The 16,510-nt window shown below is 70.4% G+C and carries 13 protein-coding genes; 2 read left to right on the top strand and 11 right to left on the bottom strand.

Going from position 1 to position 16,510, the window contains the following annotated elements; all coding sequences use genetic code 11:
- On the bottom strand, positions 1-446 hold a 446-nt coding region (locus tag DEJ17_RS10700; RefSeq protein ID WP_181421137.1), incomplete at its 3' end, for a helix-turn-helix domain-containing protein.
- A 589-nt stretch (positions 447-1,035) separates the two neighbouring features.
- Here DEJ17_RS10700 and DEJ17_RS10695 point away from each other — a divergent pair.
- Positions 1,036-2,673, top strand: coding sequence for a choice-of-anchor D domain-containing protein (locus DEJ17_RS10695; protein WP_181421136.1), 1,638 nt, complete (start codon positions 1,036-1,038; stop codon positions 2,671-2,673).
- Positions 2,674-2,747: 74 nt separating this feature from the next.
- Here the strand turns inward: DEJ17_RS10695 and DEJ17_RS10690 are convergent, their stop codons facing one another.
- Entirely contained in the window at positions 2,748-3,116 is a 369-nt protein-coding gene (locus tag DEJ17_RS10690) for a hypothetical protein (protein WP_110893716.1), read from the bottom strand.
- Between the two features lie 34 nt (positions 3,117-3,150).
- On the bottom strand, positions 3,151-3,717 hold the full coding sequence (locus DEJ17_RS10685; RefSeq protein ID WP_110893714.1) for an NUDIX domain-containing protein: 567 nt from the start codon (positions 3,715-3,717) through the stop codon (positions 3,151-3,153).
- A 75-nt stretch (positions 3,718-3,792) separates the two neighbouring features.
- Between DEJ17_RS10685 and DEJ17_RS10680 the strand changes: the two genes are divergently transcribed.
- Complete coding sequence (locus DEJ17_RS10680; RefSeq protein ID WP_110893712.1) at positions 3,793-4,647, top strand: aminoglycoside phosphotransferase family protein; 855 nt, start codon at positions 3,793-3,795, stop codon at positions 4,645-4,647.
- 21 nt (positions 4,648-4,668) lie between these two features.
- On the opposite strand, the gene DEJ17_RS10675 is transcribed toward DEJ17_RS10680, so the two are convergent.
- The 8 genes from DEJ17_RS10675 to DEJ17_RS10640 all read right to left on the bottom strand — a co-directional run bounded on the left by DEJ17_RS10675 (position 4,669) and on the right by DEJ17_RS10640 (position 16,494).
- Complete coding sequence (locus tag DEJ17_RS10675) at positions 4,669-5,586, bottom strand: GNAT family N-acetyltransferase (RefSeq protein ID WP_220033635.1); 918 nt, start codon at positions 5,584-5,586, stop codon at positions 4,669-4,671.
- Positions 5,587-5,694: 108 nt separating this feature from the next.
- The gene (locus DEJ17_RS10670; protein ID WP_258366758.1) at positions 5,695-7,665 is read right to left on the bottom strand and encodes a S9 family peptidase; all 1,971 of its coding nucleotides are present in this window, start codon (positions 7,663-7,665) and stop codon (positions 5,695-5,697) included.
- Positions 7,638-9,497: an N-acetylglutaminylglutamine amidotransferase gene (locus tag DEJ17_RS10665; RefSeq protein ID WP_110893708.1), complete on the bottom strand. Its 1,860-nt coding sequence runs from the start codon at positions 9,495-9,497 to the stop codon at positions 7,638-7,640. The genes DEJ17_RS10670 and DEJ17_RS10665 overlap by 28 nt, the downstream gene beginning before the upstream one ends.
- Positions 9,497-12,061 (bottom strand): carboxylate--amine ligase/circularly permuted type 2 ATP-grasp protein, encoded by a 2,565-nt coding sequence (locus DEJ17_RS10660; RefSeq protein WP_110893706.1) that lies wholly within the window; start codon positions 12,059-12,061, stop codon positions 9,497-9,499. The genes DEJ17_RS10665 and DEJ17_RS10660 overlap by 1 nt, the downstream gene beginning before the upstream one ends.
- 215 nt (positions 12,062-12,276) lie before the next feature.
- Entirely contained in the window at positions 12,277-13,155 is an 879-nt protein-coding gene (locus DEJ17_RS10655) for an ABC transporter permease (RefSeq protein WP_110863659.1), read from the bottom strand.
- Positions 13,152-14,093, bottom strand: coding sequence for an ABC transporter permease (locus DEJ17_RS10650; RefSeq protein ID WP_146239692.1), 942 nt, complete (start codon positions 14,091-14,093; stop codon positions 13,152-13,154). The genes DEJ17_RS10655 and DEJ17_RS10650 overlap by 4 nt, the downstream gene beginning before the upstream one ends.
- Positions 14,090-15,310: a PotD/PotF family extracellular solute-binding protein gene (locus tag DEJ17_RS10645; RefSeq protein WP_220033634.1), complete on the bottom strand. Its 1,221-nt coding sequence runs from the start codon at positions 15,308-15,310 to the stop codon at positions 14,090-14,092. Before DEJ17_RS10645 ends, DEJ17_RS10650 begins: the two co-directional genes overlap by 4 nt.
- Positions 15,307-16,494 carry an ABC transporter ATP-binding protein gene (locus DEJ17_RS10640; protein ID WP_110893702.1) on the bottom strand — a complete coding sequence of 396 codons (1,188 nt, stop codon included), beginning with the start codon at positions 16,492-16,494 and terminating at the stop codon, positions 15,307-15,309. The genes DEJ17_RS10645 and DEJ17_RS10640 overlap by 4 nt, the downstream gene beginning before the upstream one ends.
- Positions 16,495-16,510 lie beyond the last annotated feature (16 nt).

Here is a 16,510-nt window from a genome sequence, read left to right as displayed (position 1 = left end):
CCGCGGCCCTGGACGAACAGGGACTGGTAGATCGTCTCGTGCGACACGTGCATCTCCGGCCGGTTCGGGAAGGACCGAATCAGGTCATCACGGATCTGCTCTGGGGACCAGTTCCGCACCAACCGCAACTCGACCTGCAGGGCGAGCTCGACCCGGTCCAGCTTCCGCGGCTTAGGCCGGCGCGCTCGGACGCGGCACCGCTTCTCGGCCGCGTATGGCCGGTAATCGCCATTGCGGGAGCTGTTCCGGGCCAGCTCTCGACTGATCGTCGAAGGAGCCCGCCCGAGCTCCGCTGCAATCCGGCGAACCCCGGCACCAGTCAGACGGAGGTCAGCGATCCGGAGTCGTTCCTCCTCGCTCAAGAACCGGCCAGAACGGGGTGCGCGCTCGAACGGGTTCTTCCCGCGAGCGGCTTTGAACCATCGGTAGCCCTGACGTGGATGCACGCCGACAGCATCGCAAGCAGTTGGCCTGCTCATGCCCTGTCCGAGTAGCTCCCAGAATCGCGCCTCTCGGGCACGCTGTTCCAGCCTCGATCCCATCTGCAACACTCCAAATCACGGTGGTGTTGCAACGACCAGCTGAACCCAAGATCGGCTACCGGACGCTCGGCTGCGTGGAGCAGGGGCGCGAGGTGCCCTGTCTGCGAGGGACGACCCTTCCGGACGAGGACGTGCCAGCGTCGAACTGTGGCAAAAGGTCCGGCGGCGCCGACTCAGCCCCGCGCTCAACTCGATGCCGAACCGCCCGGTTGAACGTCGAAGCAGCGCGCACAAGTGCAGGTCGAGCAGCGCGGCGGAAAGCTGGCGGTAGGGGGAGGCGGTATGCCGTCGCCCCACGGCGCGTACCTGCCTGAGTGCGGAGTAATGTTCATTTGCCGCTCTACCCGGGAGCGTGCTCCGGGACAGAACGGACTACGCAATGCGGCGCATCGCCCGCTCAGCAGCCATCAGTGCTGTTGCACTTCTCACCGCAGGACTCTTCACCAGCGTCGGCACGTCGGAGGCGAACGCTGCCACGGCGAGCGGGGGCGTCTTGCAGATCTTGTCCCCGTGGTACCAGACGAAGGGCGTCCCCGAGTTCGCTGACGGGAACAGCGTCGTCCTGACCGACGCCGACACCACTCGAGGTATCAACGCTCGCACGACCGGCACGGGTCGCGGTTCGTTCACGCTGAGCCCTCCAGAAGGGAAGCCACTGACGACGGGGGTCTACTGGCTCGACGGCAACCACCCGCACAGCGAGAAGCAGCCGACGCTCGAGATCGACGGAACGTACATCTACGGCGAGTTCTCGATCCTCGACCTCGCGTCCGACCCGACGAACGGTCAGATCACCAGGTTCGACGCAGTCGTCCCGGGCGTCGGCGAATTCCGGTTCGGCGAGGACGCTGCCGGCTCTGTGATCCTGGGCGCACGGAACGTCGTGTTCACGAAGACGTTCATCGGGTTGCCGAAGACAACCCAGGTCGAGACTGTGCACAACACCGGCACAGCACCGGTCACGATGGGGAAGCCGGCTGTCACGGGGGTGAACGCGAGGTCGTTCTCGGTCAGCAACAGCACCTGCGAAGCCACCCTCGCAGCCGACGCGACCTGCACGTTCAACATCAACTTCCGACCGAGGACCGCTGGTCCCGCCACCGCTGTGGTGAACGTGCCGGTCGGCGGAGCAACGCAGACGGTGGCGTTGACCGGTTCGGCGTTCCTCGGGAAGACGATGATCACCTCCTCCGGGAAGGACATGGTCAACAAGGGCAAGACGACGAAGGCAACCTCCGGCTCAACGGCGATGTCGATCTCGTACAGCGCACTCGCTTGGTGGTTCAAGGCGGATGACCTCGACGGCAGCGGCGGCATCGTCAGCGTCCGCCTCGAAGGCCCCTACGGCAAGGTGTTTCCCCTCGGTACGACGAAGACGACGATCAGTGGGAAGTACTCGATCGTCACAACCGTCGATGGGTACGGATGCGACACCAACGGCACGATGACGGTGAAGCAGTTCAAGCTCGACCCCGTCAGCGGGTTGCCGGACACGGTCGACATGTCGTTCACGCAGTACTGCGTCGACAAGATCGCACAGCACGGCACGCTGCAGTGGCAAGCACGGTCCGACGTCACGGCACCGGCAGCCCCGACCGGGATCCGGGTCGGTTCAGCAACACCGACGAAGGTGAAGTGGACGTCGTCCACATCGAAGGACGCAACGTCGGTCGTCGCTCGTCTCGTGCAGGGCGACGGTGCTGGCGCGACCGTCCAGAGCGGTGTGCCGCTGGTGGTCACCGGCGCTTCCGCGGCGGTGCCGCGGCTCCCGACCGGCCAGCGGTACACCATCGCGGTGTTCGCCGTAGACGCAACGGGAAACGTCAGCAAGGCGGGAACGACGTCCTTCGGGACCGCGCCGATGACCGTGATGGCTCCAGGGCGTCCCACCATCACCGGCACGACGACCGGGCCCGGTTCCGTCACCGTGTCGTTCGACGCGCCAGCAAGTGATGGGGGCCTGCCCATCACGAGCTACATCCTCTCCGATTACCGAGACAGTGTGACTGGAACGTCGAGCCCTCTGACGCTCACAGGGTTGTCCGCCGGGAGCAACATGGTCTCCGTCACCCCGGTGAACGCAGCAGGCAAGGGCATGCCGTCGTACAGCAGGCAGGTCACCATCGGATAGCAGTGCCGATGGCTCACTGAAACGGGGACTACGGCCGTCCGACCCCGACTGCCGCGACGGCAAGGTGCGGCGATCTACGTGTTCGTCGCCGCCTTGAGGATGACGACGGCGGCCGCGGTCAGCAGGAGGGCGCCGCCGAGGCCGGCGAGCGGGTACCAGACGCCGCTGGCGCGGTGGTGGCGGCGGATGCCGAACGCACCGCCGGTGATGACTGCAGCGAAGCCGCCGAAGAAGGTGAGGCCCATGCTGCTGTACCAGCCGGCATCACCGCAGGAAACGGTGCGGGCGCCACAAGTGCTGTACGAGATGAGGCTCTCGTTCAGGATGTAGCCGACGCAGCCGATCGCGGCCAGCAGCCCGACGACGATGACGACCCAGATGAGGGCGAGGTTCCACAGCGCGCCGCGGTCGCCGAGCGGTGCGCGTTGGATGCGGGACGCCATCGGGCTCCTGTTCTGGTCCGTCTCTCGGACGTCATCAGAGTGCCATGCGGGCAGCGAGGATCGATGCCATCGCCGCTGGCCACAGCGCATCCAGCCGCGGCCCCCATGGTTCTGCCATCACCCCATTCTGACGAAGCGCGGTGACCTCCGACAGGGAGACCCAGCGCGAACCCATCACCTCGGTCGGATCCGCTCGCACCGCGGACCCACTCGGCTCCTGCACGACGAAGAGGTCCACGAGCGCCGTCTCCTCGATGAAGCGGCCGACGCGGCGCAGAGCCTCGGGCTCGACTGTGACGTTGGTCTCCTCGAGCAGCTCTCGGCACGCAGCTGCAAGACCAGTCTCGCCTGCGAACGCGCTCCCACCGGGGAACTCCCACCCGAAGGCGAATTCCTTCATCGGAGCTCGCTGCGTGAGCAGGACGGTTCCGTCGGCTCGGTAGACGCACACCGTGACCACCAGATGGAACGCCCCGCCCGGCCAACCCGCGTCACCGCGCCGGAACGTCCCACCCATCGGCACCCTGGCCGCGTCAACAAAGATCCCACCACTCGTCCACACCGCCAGCGTAGGACGAACCGGCACGCGGAACGTCGACATGCGGTGGCAGCGGATCGGCGGCCGAGACGTTGTCGAGGGGTTCCAGTGGTCGGAGCAGGACGGTAACGTGCCGCCATGCACTGGGGGGACACCGGACTCGACGACGACCAGATCGCGTTCGTGCAGCAAACACTCCCCGATGCCGTCGTCGTGGCTGATGAGTCGTGGGGGCTCCTCGACACAAGGGTCCTGCACGTCCGCGCTGGCGACGACCGCTTCACCGTGAAGGCCTCCGGCCCGACCAACACCCACTTCCCCCGCGAGCTCGAAGCACACCGCACCGCCACCGCCGCACTCCGAGCCAGCGGGGACACCGGTGCCCTCGTCGCCGCGAACGAGGAGCACCGCGTCCTCGTGCTCGAACGCGTCCCCGGGCACCTCGCCCTCGGGACCCCGGACGAGCACGACACCGACGTCCTCCGACAGGCCGGAGCACTGCTCCGATGGCTGCACGACCAGGAGACCCGCCACGATCCGACGTTCGTGCAGCACGAGCAGGCGAAGGCACTGGCCGCGCTCGACACCCCGCACCGAATCCCCGCGGGAGTCGTCGCCCGTGCACGAGCGGCGCTGGGCGAGCTCCCGACCGACAGCACGACGCAGTCCCTCGTTGCGACCCACGGCGACTTCCACCCGCGCAACTGGATCGTGGACGACGGACGGCTCCGCGTCATCGACTACGGCCGCTTCGGCTGGCGGCCAGCGTCCTTCGACCTCACCCGCCTCGCGGTGCTCCACTGGCAGCACGATGCAGCCCTCGAAGCGGCGTTCTTCGACGGGTACGGCGACGATCCGCGCACTCCGGACGCGTGGCGCTGGCTGCAACTCCGCGAAGCAGTGGGGACGGCGACCTGGGCCTACGCGGTCGGCGACGAGGGCTTCGAGGCCCAGGGCCACGACATGCTCCGCAGCGCCCTCGCCGCGTTCTGACCCCTCAGGCCCGGACGCCGCTCACGGCACCCGCACGAACCGCGGCGCCCCGCGGTCCCGCAATCGGAACCCCAGGTGCTGGTACAGCCCGATCGCCCCGGTGTTCCCGGCGGCTGCGTGCATCAGCGGGGTCTCGCCCCGCTCCCGGATCCCGTGCGCGACGGCGAGCACGAGCCGCCGCCCGAACCCCTGCCCGCGGTACGCCTCGTCCGTGCACACCGCGCTGATCTCGGTCCACCCCGGCGGGTGCAGGCGCTCCCCCGCCATGGCGACGAGCCGTCCGTCCCGCCGGATGCCCAGGTAGGTGCCGAGCTCGATCGTCCGCGGCAGGAACGGCCCCGGCTTCGTCCGCTCCACCAGGGCGGTCATCTCCGGCACGTCGTCGGGCGTCAGCACGACGGCTTCGTCGTCCGGCGCACCCTCGATCGCCTCACCGGTCAGCTGCACACCCCCGGCGCCGTCGACGAGCTCCCACCCCTCGGGCAGGACGGCAGCCGCACCGACGCCGAGCATCCCGCCCGACCCGAGCAGCGCCCGGACGTCCTCCCAGTCCTGCGCGGTGGGCTGCTCGGGGATCCCCGTCCACACCGACACGTCGGTCTGGTACCGGACGACGTCGCCGCGCCGCTCGGCGAACCGTGCGTGGTGGCTGTTCAGTGCGGCCATCGCGGGGGCGTCGAGCATCCGCGTCGGCGTGCCGTCGTCGGCGATGGTCAGGTCGAGCGTCCGGAGCGCCTCACCGCGGGAGTCACCACCACGGAACCCGAGGTCCTCGATCCGCCGACGATCGCCGTCCGTCCACCCGGCGGTGTCCGCGACGACACCGGAGGCGTACTGGTTCGTGGCACGGTGGACGACCTGCTCGACCTCCGCTGCCGAGGTCACGAGGACCTCTCCGAGTCGGGGCAGCGCGGTCGAGGTCGGCGCAGTCGTCGTCATCCCACCATTCTCTGCCCGCGGCGAGCGCCGCCGGCGCATCGTTGCACCCGGTGACGCCGTGCCGCGGCTCGCACGGTGCGAGGGGGCTCACGGCCCGTGCGAGCCGCCTCACGCCAAACGCGCCGCCACGAACTCCACCATCCGCCGCACGAGCAGCGCCTGCGACGCCGCCCGCCGGTACTCGTGCCCCTCGCCCTCGAGCTCCAGGTACTCCACATCGCGCGCCCGCTCCCGCAGCGCCGCGACCACCTGGTGCGCCTCACCGATCGGCACGTTCGTGTCGAGCTCGCCGTGCACGACGAGCAGCGGCGCCGTGACGTCGTCGATCGCGCGCATCGGCGACAGGGCCGCGAGCAGGGCTTCGTCCTCGACGGGGTGGCCGTACTTCGTGGCGGCAGCAGCCGCGATCCACGGTTCGGTGTCCCGGTAGAAGGTCGCGAAGTCGCTCATCCCGCACACCGCGACCCCGGCCGCGAACACGTCGGGCGTGAACGCCAGCGACGCGAGGGTCGCGTACCCGCCGTACGAGCGCCCCTCGACGGCGACGCGGGAGCGATCGGCGTACCCGTTGGTCACCAGGAACCGCGCGGAGTCGACGACGTCGGCGAGCGCGTTCCACCGCAGCGCCAGGTCGTCGGCGTGCACGAACTCGTGACCGTACCCGGAGGACCCGCGGATGTTCGGCGCGAACACGGTCACCCCGGCGGCGGCGAGCGCCTGGTGCTGCGGCGAGAACGTGGGTCGTTCCTGCGACTCCGGTCCGCCGTGCAGGTGGACGAGCGCTGCGCGGCCGGGAGGCACGGCACCACCACCAGGGTCGGCGTCCGCCGTCGACGCGGTCGGCTCCACGGCCCGGTACAGCCACCCGGTCAGCTCCAGTCCGTCGCGGGCGGCGAACCGCTCGAGCGTCGGCTCGACCAGCTGCACGTCCGGCAGCACCGGCACGTCGGTGACCCGGCTCCAGGTCAGCGCGTTCGTGTCGAGTCGCCACAGTTCGCGCGGACGGGTCGGTCCCTCGACGGCGAGCAGGACGCTCCGGCCGTCACGGCTGAGCACGGGATCGGTGACGACGTACCCGGGCAGGTCCGGCACCGGGGTGCGCGAGGCGTCGTGCGTGTTGATGAGGTCGAGTTCACTGCGACCGTCGACATTCCAGACGAGCAGCAGCGTGCGGCCGGCGTCGTCGGCGTCCAGGTACTCGAGCTCGGCGTCGTCGCGCTCGACGATCCGCCGGGGCGTGCCGCGCCAGCCGTGCGGCCCGACCGGCTGCGCGACGAGTCCGCGGCGGGGCAGTCCGGCCTCGGTGGCGACGTAGGCGACGAGCGGGCTGGTCTCGCTCGCGGGCGAGGGCCGCAGGAACGCGATCTCGGCGGACCCGTCGGGGTCGTCGGCGAACAGGGCGTGGCTCTCGTCGGTCAGCCGGTCGACGACCACGACGAACTCCTGCCCACGCTGCCCGTCGCTCAGCACGACGAGCCGTTCCTCCACCGACAGGTCGAGGATGTGGATGAGCTCCCCGACGGCCAGGTCGTCGCGATCACCGGTGACCGGGTCGACCAGGTACGCACGGGCCGGCTGCTCGGGCTCGGTCGAGGGCAGGGTGATGACGACCCGGTGGCCGCTGCGGCTCCACGGTCCGAGTTCGGCGTGCTGGTACCGCGAGCCGGCGATCTGCGCGGCGTCGGAGCCGTCCGGCCGCACCACCCAGACCTGCTGCTTCACGCCGCCGTCGGTCGCGATGGCGACGGCGAGCCACTCCCCGTCGGACGACCACGACACCCGGATCACGGGGTCGTCGGAGAGCACGATCCGCACCGGTTCCGGCAGTTCACCGTCGACGACGACGTCCTGCACGAAGACCTCGGGGGTGCCGTGCCGGTCGCTCACGAACGCCACGCGCCGGGCGTTCCGGGTCATGGTCGGTCCCCACGACCCCCAGGCGGCGGTGAGCCGCGCACCCAGGTCGGATGCGGCCCTGGTGGTGACCGACGGCTCGACGGTGGCCGACGACGCAACGCCCTGCGCGCCTCCAGTCCGGACGGCACCCACGGTCACCGCACCCCCTGCTGCTGCAGCCACATCTCGATCAGGCCGAGCTGCCAGAGCGCGTTCGCGCCGATCGCGGTCCTGGTGCTGTTCGGGTCCTGCAGCATCCGCTCGACGGTGGCGGGGTCGAAGAGCCCGCGATCCCGCGCCTCGGGTGCGTGCAGTGCGTCGCGGACGCGCTCCAGGTACGGGCCCTCGAGCTGCCGGATGGCGGGGACCGGGAACGAGCCCTTGCTGCGGTCGATGACGGCGTCGGGCACGATCCCGCGCGAGGCGCGCTTCATCACGCCCTTCCCGCCGTCGGTGAGTTTCATCGACGGCGGGATCGCGGCGGCGAGCTCGACGAACTCGTGGTCCAGGAACGGCACGCGGGCCTCGAGGCCCCACGCCATCGTCATGTTGTCGACGCGCTTCACCGGGTCGTCGACGAGCATGATCGTGGTGTCGCTGCGGAGCGCGGCGTCGACGCTGGTCTCTGCTCCCGGCCGTGCGAACTGGCGGTCCACGAACGACGACGGGGTGTCGTCGTCGCTCTTCCACCGCTCCCCGAGCAGCCCCTGCAGCGCGGGCCAGCGGCGGTCCATGAACACGGAACGGTAGGCCTCGGCGGCCTGGTCGCGGGGGACGTCGGCGAGCGGCGGGTACCAGTCGTACCCGGCGAGCACCTCGTCCGCACCCTGGCCGGACTGCACCACCTTGACGTGCTGCGAGACCTCCTGCGACAGCAGGTAGAAGGCGACGCAGTCGTGGCTGACCATCGGCTCGCTCATGGCGGCGACCGCACCGTCGATGCCGTCGAGCAGGCGCGACGAGGGGATGTGGATGCGGTGGTGGTCGGTGCCGAAGTGCCGGGCGACCTGGTCGGAGTACTCGAACTCGTCGCCGGACTCACCGCCGGCTGCTTCAAACCCGATGCTGAACGTGGCGAGGTCCTGCTGCCCGGCCTCGGCGAGCAGCCCGACCACGAGCGAGGAGTCGATCCCGCCGGAGAGCAGCACCCCGACGGGGACGTCGGCGACCATCCGGCGCTCGACAGCGGTGCGGAGCGACCCGATGAACGCCTGCTCCCAGTCGCGCTCGGACCAGTCGGCCCTGGCGGGGTCACGCTCGAAACGGGGCTCCCAGTAGACGGTGTCGTGCGCGGTGCCGTCGGGTTCGATCACCCGGACGGTCGCGGGCGGGAGCTTGCCGACGCCGGCCAGGATCGTGCGGGGCGCGGGGACGATCGAGTGGAAGCTCATGTACGAGGCGAAGGCGACGGGGTCGATGGACGTGTCGACGCCGCCTGCGCTGGTGCCGCTGGCGCTCGTGCCGCTGGCGCTCGTGCCGCCGCTGCCGCTCGTGCGGCCGCTGCCGGCGTCGCCGGCCAGGATCGCCGGCAGGGAGCTCGCGAACCGGAGCCCGCCCGGGACGGGGGCGACGTAGAGCGGCTTGATGCCGAGCCGGTCCCGCGCCAGCACCAGTCGGCCGCCGCCGTGCTCCCAGATGGCGATGGCGAACATCCCGATCAGGTGGTCGACGAACGCGGTGCCCCACTCGGCGTACGCCAACGCGATGACCTCGGTGTCCGACGTCGACGCAAACCGGTGCCCCTTGCCGTGCAGCTCGTCGCGGAGCTGCCGGTAGTTGTAGACCATCCCGTTGTAGGCGATCGTCAGCCCGGCCTCGGCCAGCACCATCGGCTGCGCGCCCGCGGTGGACAGGTCGACGATGGACAGCCGTCGGTGCCCGAGGGCGACCGGGCCGCGAGCCCACAGGCCGTCGCCGTCCGGGCCGCGGTGCGTCATGCAGCCGGTCATCCGGGCGACCGCCCCGACGTCCGGCGCTCGGCCGTCGAACCGGATCTCGCCCGCGAGTCCACACATCAGCGCTCTCCCTCGGTGTCCGCCCGGGCGTTCCCCACGATCCACGTGTCCTTCGCGCCACCGCCCTGCGACGAGTTGACGACCATGCTGCCCTCGGGCGCGACGCGCGTCAGGGCGACGTCGGCCAGGTGCACGTCGTCCGGTCCGGTCCCCGTCGCGTAGACGAAGGCCCGCAGGTCCACGTGTCGCGGGTCGAGCCCGGCGGGTCCGATCGTCGGGTGCGAGGACAGCTGCACCACCTCCTGCCCCACCCACCCGGCGGGGTCCGCGGCGATCTCGCGCCGTCGCTCGGCGACCTCGGGGGCGCTCGCGCTCGGTCCGATCAGGACCCCGCGGCCGCCCTCGCCGTCGACCGGCTTCGTGACGAGTTCCCCGACGCGGTCCAGGACCGACAGCCGTTCGACCTCGATGCTCGTGCGGTACGTCGGCACCGATGCCAGCAGGGGTTTCTCGTCCAGGTAGTACCAGATCAGGTCCGGCACGGTGACGTACATCGCCTTGTCGTCGACCAGCGCGTTGCCCGGCGCGTTCGCCAGGTAGACGCGTCCTGCCTCCACCGCGTCGAGGATCCGCGCACCCAGGTCGGGTGCGTGCTCAGCCGTCAGCGCGCTGACGTCGCGGTCGATCCGCAGGTACAGCCCGTCGAGCACGTCACCCGTCGTCGCGTCGACCACGCGTCCGTCCCGGACGTCCAGGTCGGATCCGGACACCAGGCGCAACCCGGCCCCGTCGGCCAGCCTGCGGTGCTCGAACCACGCGCCGGCGGCAGGGCCGTCGCTGACCAGCGCGATCACCGGGTCGGTCGCGCCCGTCACCGCGGTGGTGTTCGCGCAGAGGGTCCGGCGCAACCGGTCGGTCACGCCGTGCGGGTCCCGCAGGTGCGCCGGCCGCGGGGCGTCCGGCACGACGTCGTCCATCAGCTCGCGCAGGGCGATGCCGTACGCGACGCCCGAGGGCGAGCGGACGTTGTCCTCGAGCACCCGCCAGCCGCCGAACTCGTTGCGCACCAGGTCGAACCCGAGCACCGGCGCTCGGACCGCGGACGTCGGGAGCCTGGTGGCGTCCGGGTCCCAGCCCTTCGCGCCGACGAAGTGGTCCGCGTCCAGCACGCCGTCGGCCACGATCCGCCGGTCGCCGTACGCGTCACGCAGGAACAGTTCGATCGCGCGGGCCCGCTGCCCCAGGCCACGCTCGAGCTGGGACCACTCGTACGCGCTGATCGTCCGGGGCACCAGGTCGCAGCCGAACTCCTGCGCGCCGCCGTCCACCACGAAGCCGACGTGGTGCTCACGGGTCCAGACGTCGCGCGCCGTGCACCGCTCGATCGCGGTCTGGGCGTCCCAGCCGCTGAAGAAGGCCGCCAGGTCACGGAACGCCGGACGGGGGCGTGCCCCCGGGCCGACCGCCTCGTCGCCGGCGCGGACCCGGTACCCGGGGATCGGGACCACCGGGTCCTCGTCGCGTCCGGACGGGAGCCCCGCGGTGTCCTCCACCACCAGGGCGACGACGTCGTCCATCTCCCCACGCTCGGCGTACGCGGTGCGCTGCCGGTCGGTGGAGTTGCCGCGGGCCAGGGTCGCGTCGAGCAGCTCCGTCACCGTGCCCCAGTCGCCGAGCTCCTCGAGCTCCGGGCGCAGGCGGGACACGAGCTGGCGCACCGCGACCTCGGCGGGCAGGCGCTCGGGGTGCTGCCCGAGGCCGACCAGCTCGCCGCTCAACCCGGAGCGAGCGGCCTGCCACATCGCAGCTCGGTGCAGGGGCTCGCTGCGCGGGTGCCACTCGGCGCCGGACACGACCGACTTCTCGGCCTTGCGCACTGCGGCGCGGAAGAGTCCGGCGATGAGCACGGCGTCGTCCACCACCGGGGTCGCGTCGCAGACCCGCAGTTCGAGGGTCGGCGCGTGTGACGACGGTCGCACGTCGAAGTAGGCCATCTTCTTGTCGGCGATAACCCCCGAGGCGATCAGGTCGTCGAGCACCCGGTCGTACTCGGCGGCGTCCGCGACCGGACCGAAGCTGCCGGCCGACGGCCACCGCTGCCAGATGATGCTCCGGAACGAGGCGTACCCGGTGTCCTGCCCGTTCCAGAACGGACTCGACGCGCTCAGGGCCAGCAGCACGGGGAGCACCGGCGCCACCCGCTGGGCGATCAGCACCGCCAGGTCGCGGTCGCTCACGCCGACGTGCACCTGCAGGCCGCAGATGAGTTGTTCGTCGACGAGCATCCGGTACTGCTCCTGCATCCGGCCGTACCGACCGCCGGCGCTCAGCTCGAAGTCGGCGTACTCCGACCTCGGCGCGGTGCCGACGGCGGCGATGGTGACGCCGGCCGGGGCGATCGCGGCGCTGAGTTCACTGCGCAGGTCGACGATCACCCGCCGCAGGTCGTCGAGGGTCCGCACCACCGGGGTGTTCGTCTCGATCGTCGTGCGCTGCAGTTCCGCGCCGAAGCGATCCGTGGGCAGTTTGGGCAGAAGGCGCGGGGCCTTCGCGGAAAGTCGGCCGGACTCGAGGTCGATGAGGTGCAGCTCTTCCTCGGCGCCGAGCGTCAGCTCTGCACTCATGGCTGGAACCTACGCGCGGCGGCTGTGGCGCGCACCGCGGCACACCGCCCGACTCGTGCCCGTAACACTCCCGTCCACCGGTCGTCACCTCCGCTGGTGGAGCACCTCGTGGCCCCGTGCGAGGTTGCGTGCTCGGTGCGAGGCGCGCGGGCTCGCACCGAGTACGGAACCTCGCACCAGAGCACCAGCGGGCCGGCGCACCAGCGCGCGAAGCCCTACCCCCGCGTGCGCGCCAACCGCCGGTTGAGCGCCCCGTTCAGCAGCGCGACGAGCAGCCCCACCGCGAACACGAGCGTCCCGAAGCACAGCACCTGCGGCGGCATCCCGGCCTTCGCCGCCCCGTAGACGAACAGCGGGAAGGTGACCGCGGGTCCGGCGACGAACGAGGTGATCACGTAGTCGTCGATCGACATCGCGAGCGCGAGCAGCCCCGCGGCGAGCATGCCCGGCGCCAACAGCGGCAGGGTGACGAGCCGGAAGGCCTGGAACGGTGTCGCCCCGAGGTCACCGGCGGCTTCCTCGAGTGCGCGCGAGGTCCCCGCGATCCGGGCCCGCAGCACGACGACGACGTAGGCGACGTCGAACGCCACGTGCGTGATGAGCACGGTCAGGAACCCGGTGCCGAGCCCCACCGACAGGAAGAAGGAGAGCGACGCGGAACCCACGACGATCGACGGCGCCGCGATGTCGGCGAACACGACGGTGTTCACGACACCGCGACCCGGGAACCGGTACCGCTCCAGCGCCAGTGCGAGGGGCAGCCCGATCGCGACGGAGATGATCGCGGCGAGGAACGCGACGAGCACCGAGGTGACGAACGCCGCCCCGAGCCCGGACACGTTCACCAGGTTCGCGTACCAGTAGGTCGTGAAACCGTTCCAGGCGAACGACAGCCGGTTGGTGGGGGCGTCGTTGAACGAGTACACGATCATGTAGACGATCGGCACCAGGGTGATCGCGATCGTCACCCAGTACACGATGGCGAGCCAGGGCCCACGACGGTTCACCCCGTGACGTCGCGGGCGACCGGCGACGGAACCGGTCACGGGCGAGGCCGGAGCGGCGGACGAGCGGGACGGTGCGACGGCGGTCATACGAGGTCCTCGAGGTCGTCGGTGCCGGAGACGCGGGCGTAGATGAACAGGATGATGCCGAGCACGACCATGAGCACGGTGGACAGGGCTGCGGCGACGTTGTACTGCTGGTTGCCGGAGTAGGCGTCCTGGATCGCCTGACCGATCGTGTACGTGTTCGTGCCGCCGAGCAGGGCCGAGTTCACCGGGTCGCCGACGCTGTCGATGAAGACGAGCAGGACCCCGGCGAAGATGCCCGAGCGGGACAGCGGGAGCGTGGTGTGCCAGAAGGCCCGGAACTTGCCGGCGTACAGGTCGTTCGCGGCCTCGCCGAGTCGTGGGTCGATGCGCTCGAGGGCGGCGTAGATCGGCAGCACCATGAAGGCCAGGTCGTTGTAGGCGTCGCCGAAGATCACCGCGCCGCCGGTGCCGAGGATGTGGAAGTCCTTGCCGGCCAGTCCGAGCGCCTGCAGCGTCGTGACGACCGGGCCCTGCGACGCGAGCACGAACGCCCACATGTCGGTCCGGATGATGAACGACACCAGGAAGCTGATGAACACGAGCATGAGCAGCGGGTTCTTCCACCGCGGGGACACCCGGAACGCGATGAAGTACGCCACCGGGTACCCGACGACGATGCAGGCGATCGTGGCGGCGGCGCCGTACCAGAGCGACCGGAGCAGGAACGTCAGGTAGGGCACCTGCGGGTCGATGAACAGCGAGCCGTAGATCCCGAAGTTCCAGGTGAACGTGTAGCCGTCGTCCGGGTTGCCGGTCATGAGCGAGACGATCAGCCCGGACACCAGCGGGATGACGAAGAACACGCAGAGGTACGCGGTGCCGACGAGCGCCAGGAAGAACGGTGTGCTCCGACGGCGTCCCCGCCGCACCGGCGCGGGGCCGGCGGAACCACCTGGACCACCGTGAGCGAGCCCCGGCGCCACCCCGACCGCGCTCACGACTGCACCACCGCGTTGAAGATGCCGTTCCACTCCGAGTACTCGTCGTAGTTCTCGAACACCCGGAACTCGTGCGACTGCTCCAGCACGTCAGCAGAGGGGAACACGAGCGGACTGTCCGCCACGGTGGCGTCGTCGAGTTCGTCCCGTACGTAGTCCTCGGCCGCGGGCACCGGGCAGACGTAGTTGACCCAGTCCTCGACGATCCCGGCGACCTTCGGCGTGTAGTAGAAGTTCATCCACTCGAGCGCCGACACCGGGTTCGCGGCCTGCCGTGGGATGAGCATGTTGTCGTGCCAGGTCATCTGCCCCTCTTCCGGCGTGACGAACTCCAGGTCGGGGAACCCGGACTGCTGCGCCTGGAACACGTCACCGGACCACGCCTGGGTGATCCAGGTGTCGCCGTTCTCCAGCCGGTTGATGTAGCTCTGGTCGTAGAAGCCGGTGACGCTCGGCCGCAGTTCGCGCAGCCACGCCTGGGCCTTCCGCCAGTCGGCGGGCGTCGAGGTCTCCGGGTCGATGCCGAGGGCGAGCAGTCCGAGCGACCCGAGTTCGGTGTTGTCGCTCATCAGCCCGATGCGGCCCCTGAAGGCCGGGTCGTGCAGGTCCTTGAGCGAGGTGATCTTCCGCCCGGTGTACTTCGGGTTGTAGGCGAGCCCGGTGAACCCGGTCTGCCACACCACGGAGTGCTTGTTGCCCGGGTCGTAGATGGGGTCCTTGACGGAGTCCGAGGCGTTCGCGGCGAAGTTCGGCAGCCGCGAGTGGTCGAGCTCGCACACGAACCCGTTCTTGATCATCTGGGTCAGCTCGAACCCGTTCGTCATGACGACGAGGTCGTAGCCGGTCGCACCGTGCGCCCGCAGGATCGGTGAGACGGTCGCGTAGAAGGTCGCGTTGTCCTGGATCACCGCCTGGTAGTCGACCGCGATCCCGGTCTCCTCCTTGAACAGCGCCAGGGACTCGGACTTGCCGTGGTCGGAGTCGATGTACAGCGGCCAGTTCGCGAAGTTCAGGGTGCCGGTTGCCTTCGCGTCCTTCCAGAACGCCGCCCAGTCGACGGTGTCCTCGGCACCGGCGGCGGCGGAGCCCTTGATGCTGCAACCGGTGAGCAGGGCGGCCAGCGCGGAGGCCCCGCCGCCTGCGAGCAGGCCGCGTCGGCTCACGCGGGCCGACGTCAGCCCGCGTAGCAGGTCCGGACCGGGTACCGCGCCGGTCACGCGAGTGATCCTGCCGTTGCGGGGACGGCCTGGAGGCCCGGGTCGTCCTGGGTGGTGACGGCCCGGTCGGACGCGGGGTGGGCCTCCAGACCGAAACCGTGGTCGACGCCCCACGTGAGCCAGACCTCGGTGCCGGTCGCGACCCGCGGCCCGCCCTTCGAGTTCTGCGCGAACACCGAGACGCGGCCGGCGCCCGGCACGTCGACCAGGTACTGGGTGCTGACACCGGAGAACGAGACGTCCACGACCCGACCGGGCCCGAGGATGTTCCGTCCGGCCTCGGGGGTCGGTTCGGCGGTGCGGATCTTGAGCTTCTCGGGCCGGACGCCGACGACGACGCGACCGGTCGTGGCGACGGCTCGGTCGGCCGGCACGGCGATCGAGCCGGCCGCGGTGGCGACGACGAGCAGGCCGGCGTCGGCGCCACGGACATCGCCCTCGAGCAGGTTCGACTGGCCCAGGAAGTTCGCGACGAACGCCGTGCGCGGCAGCTCGTACAGGTCCTCCGGGCTGCCCATCTGCTCGATCCGACCGCCGTTCATGACGGCGACCGTGTCGGCCATCGTCATCGCCTCTTCCTGGTCGTGGGTGACGTGCAGGAAGGTGAGTCCGACCTCGGCCTGGATCGTCTTCAGCTCGAGCTGCATCTGGTGGCGGAGCTTCAGGTCCAGGGCGCCGAGGGGTTCGTCGAGCAGCAGCAGGGCCGGCCGGTTCACGATCGCTCGGGCCAGGGCGACGCGCTGCTGCATGCCTCCGGAGAGCTGGGCGGGACGCTTCGACGCCGACCCCTCGAGCTCGACGAGCCGCAGCGCTTCCGTCGCCTTCGTCATCGGGTCCGGGATCCGGCGCCGCTTCAGCCCGAACGCGACGTTGTCGAGCACGCTCATGTGCGGGAACAGCGCGTAGTTCTGGAACACCGTGTTGACCGGCCGCTGGTACGGCTTCGTGTCGGTGACGTCCTGGCCGCCGATGGTGATGGTGCCGCTCGTGGGTTCCTCGAGCCCGGCGACGAGCCGCAGGGTCGTCGTCTTGCCGCAGCCCGACGGGCCGAGCAACGCGAAGAACGAGCCGGCGGGCACCGTCAGGTCGAGGCTGTCCACCGCGGTGTGGCCGGGGAAGGACTTCGTGATCTGGTCGAGCCGGAGATCGGCTCCCGATTCGGCGAACGTTCCGGTCATTGCCATGGTGCCTCCAGGGGGT

Source organism: Curtobacterium sp. MCSS17_011 (genome assembly GCF_003224275.1).
GTDB lineage: Bacteria > Actinomycetota > Actinomycetes > Actinomycetales > Microbacteriaceae > Curtobacterium.
Note: the sequence above shows the minus strand (reverse complement) of the source record. Positions and strands in the feature narration are given on the sequence as shown.

What these genes read in the sequence shown, in the direction of transcription:
- DEJ17_RS10690 (WP_110893716.1), bottom strand. Translation starts at nt 3,116, where the DNA reads ATGGCGTCCCGCATCCAACGCGCACCGCTCGGCGACCGCGGCGCGCTG.
- DEJ17_RS10685 (WP_110893714.1), bottom strand. Translation starts at nt 3,717, where the DNA reads ATGTCGACGTTCCGCGTGCCGGTTCGTCCTACGCTGGCGGTGTGGACG.
- DEJ17_RS10680 (WP_110893712.1), top strand. Translation starts at nt 3,793, where the DNA reads ATGCACTGGGGGGACACCGGACTCGACGACGACCAGATCGCGTTCGTG.
- DEJ17_RS10675 (WP_220033635.1), bottom strand. Translation starts at nt 5,586, where the DNA reads ATGACGACGACTGCGCCGACCTCGACCGCGCTGCCCCGACTCGGAGAG.
- DEJ17_RS10665 (WP_110893708.1), bottom strand. Translation starts at nt 9,497, where the DNA reads ATGTGTGGACTCGCGGGCGAGATCCGGTTCGACGGCCGAGCGCCGGAC.
- DEJ17_RS10660 (WP_110893706.1), bottom strand. Translation starts at nt 12,061, where the DNA reads ATGAGTGCAGAGCTGACGCTCGGCGCCGAGGAAGAGCTGCACCTCATC.
- DEJ17_RS10655 (WP_110863659.1), bottom strand. Translation starts at nt 13,155, where the DNA reads ATGACCGCCGTCGCACCGTCCCGCTCGTCCGCCGCTCCGGCCTCGCCC.
- DEJ17_RS10640 (WP_110893702.1), bottom strand. Translation starts at nt 16,494, where the DNA reads ATGGCAATGACCGGAACGTTCGCCGAATCGGGAGCCGATCTCCGGCTC.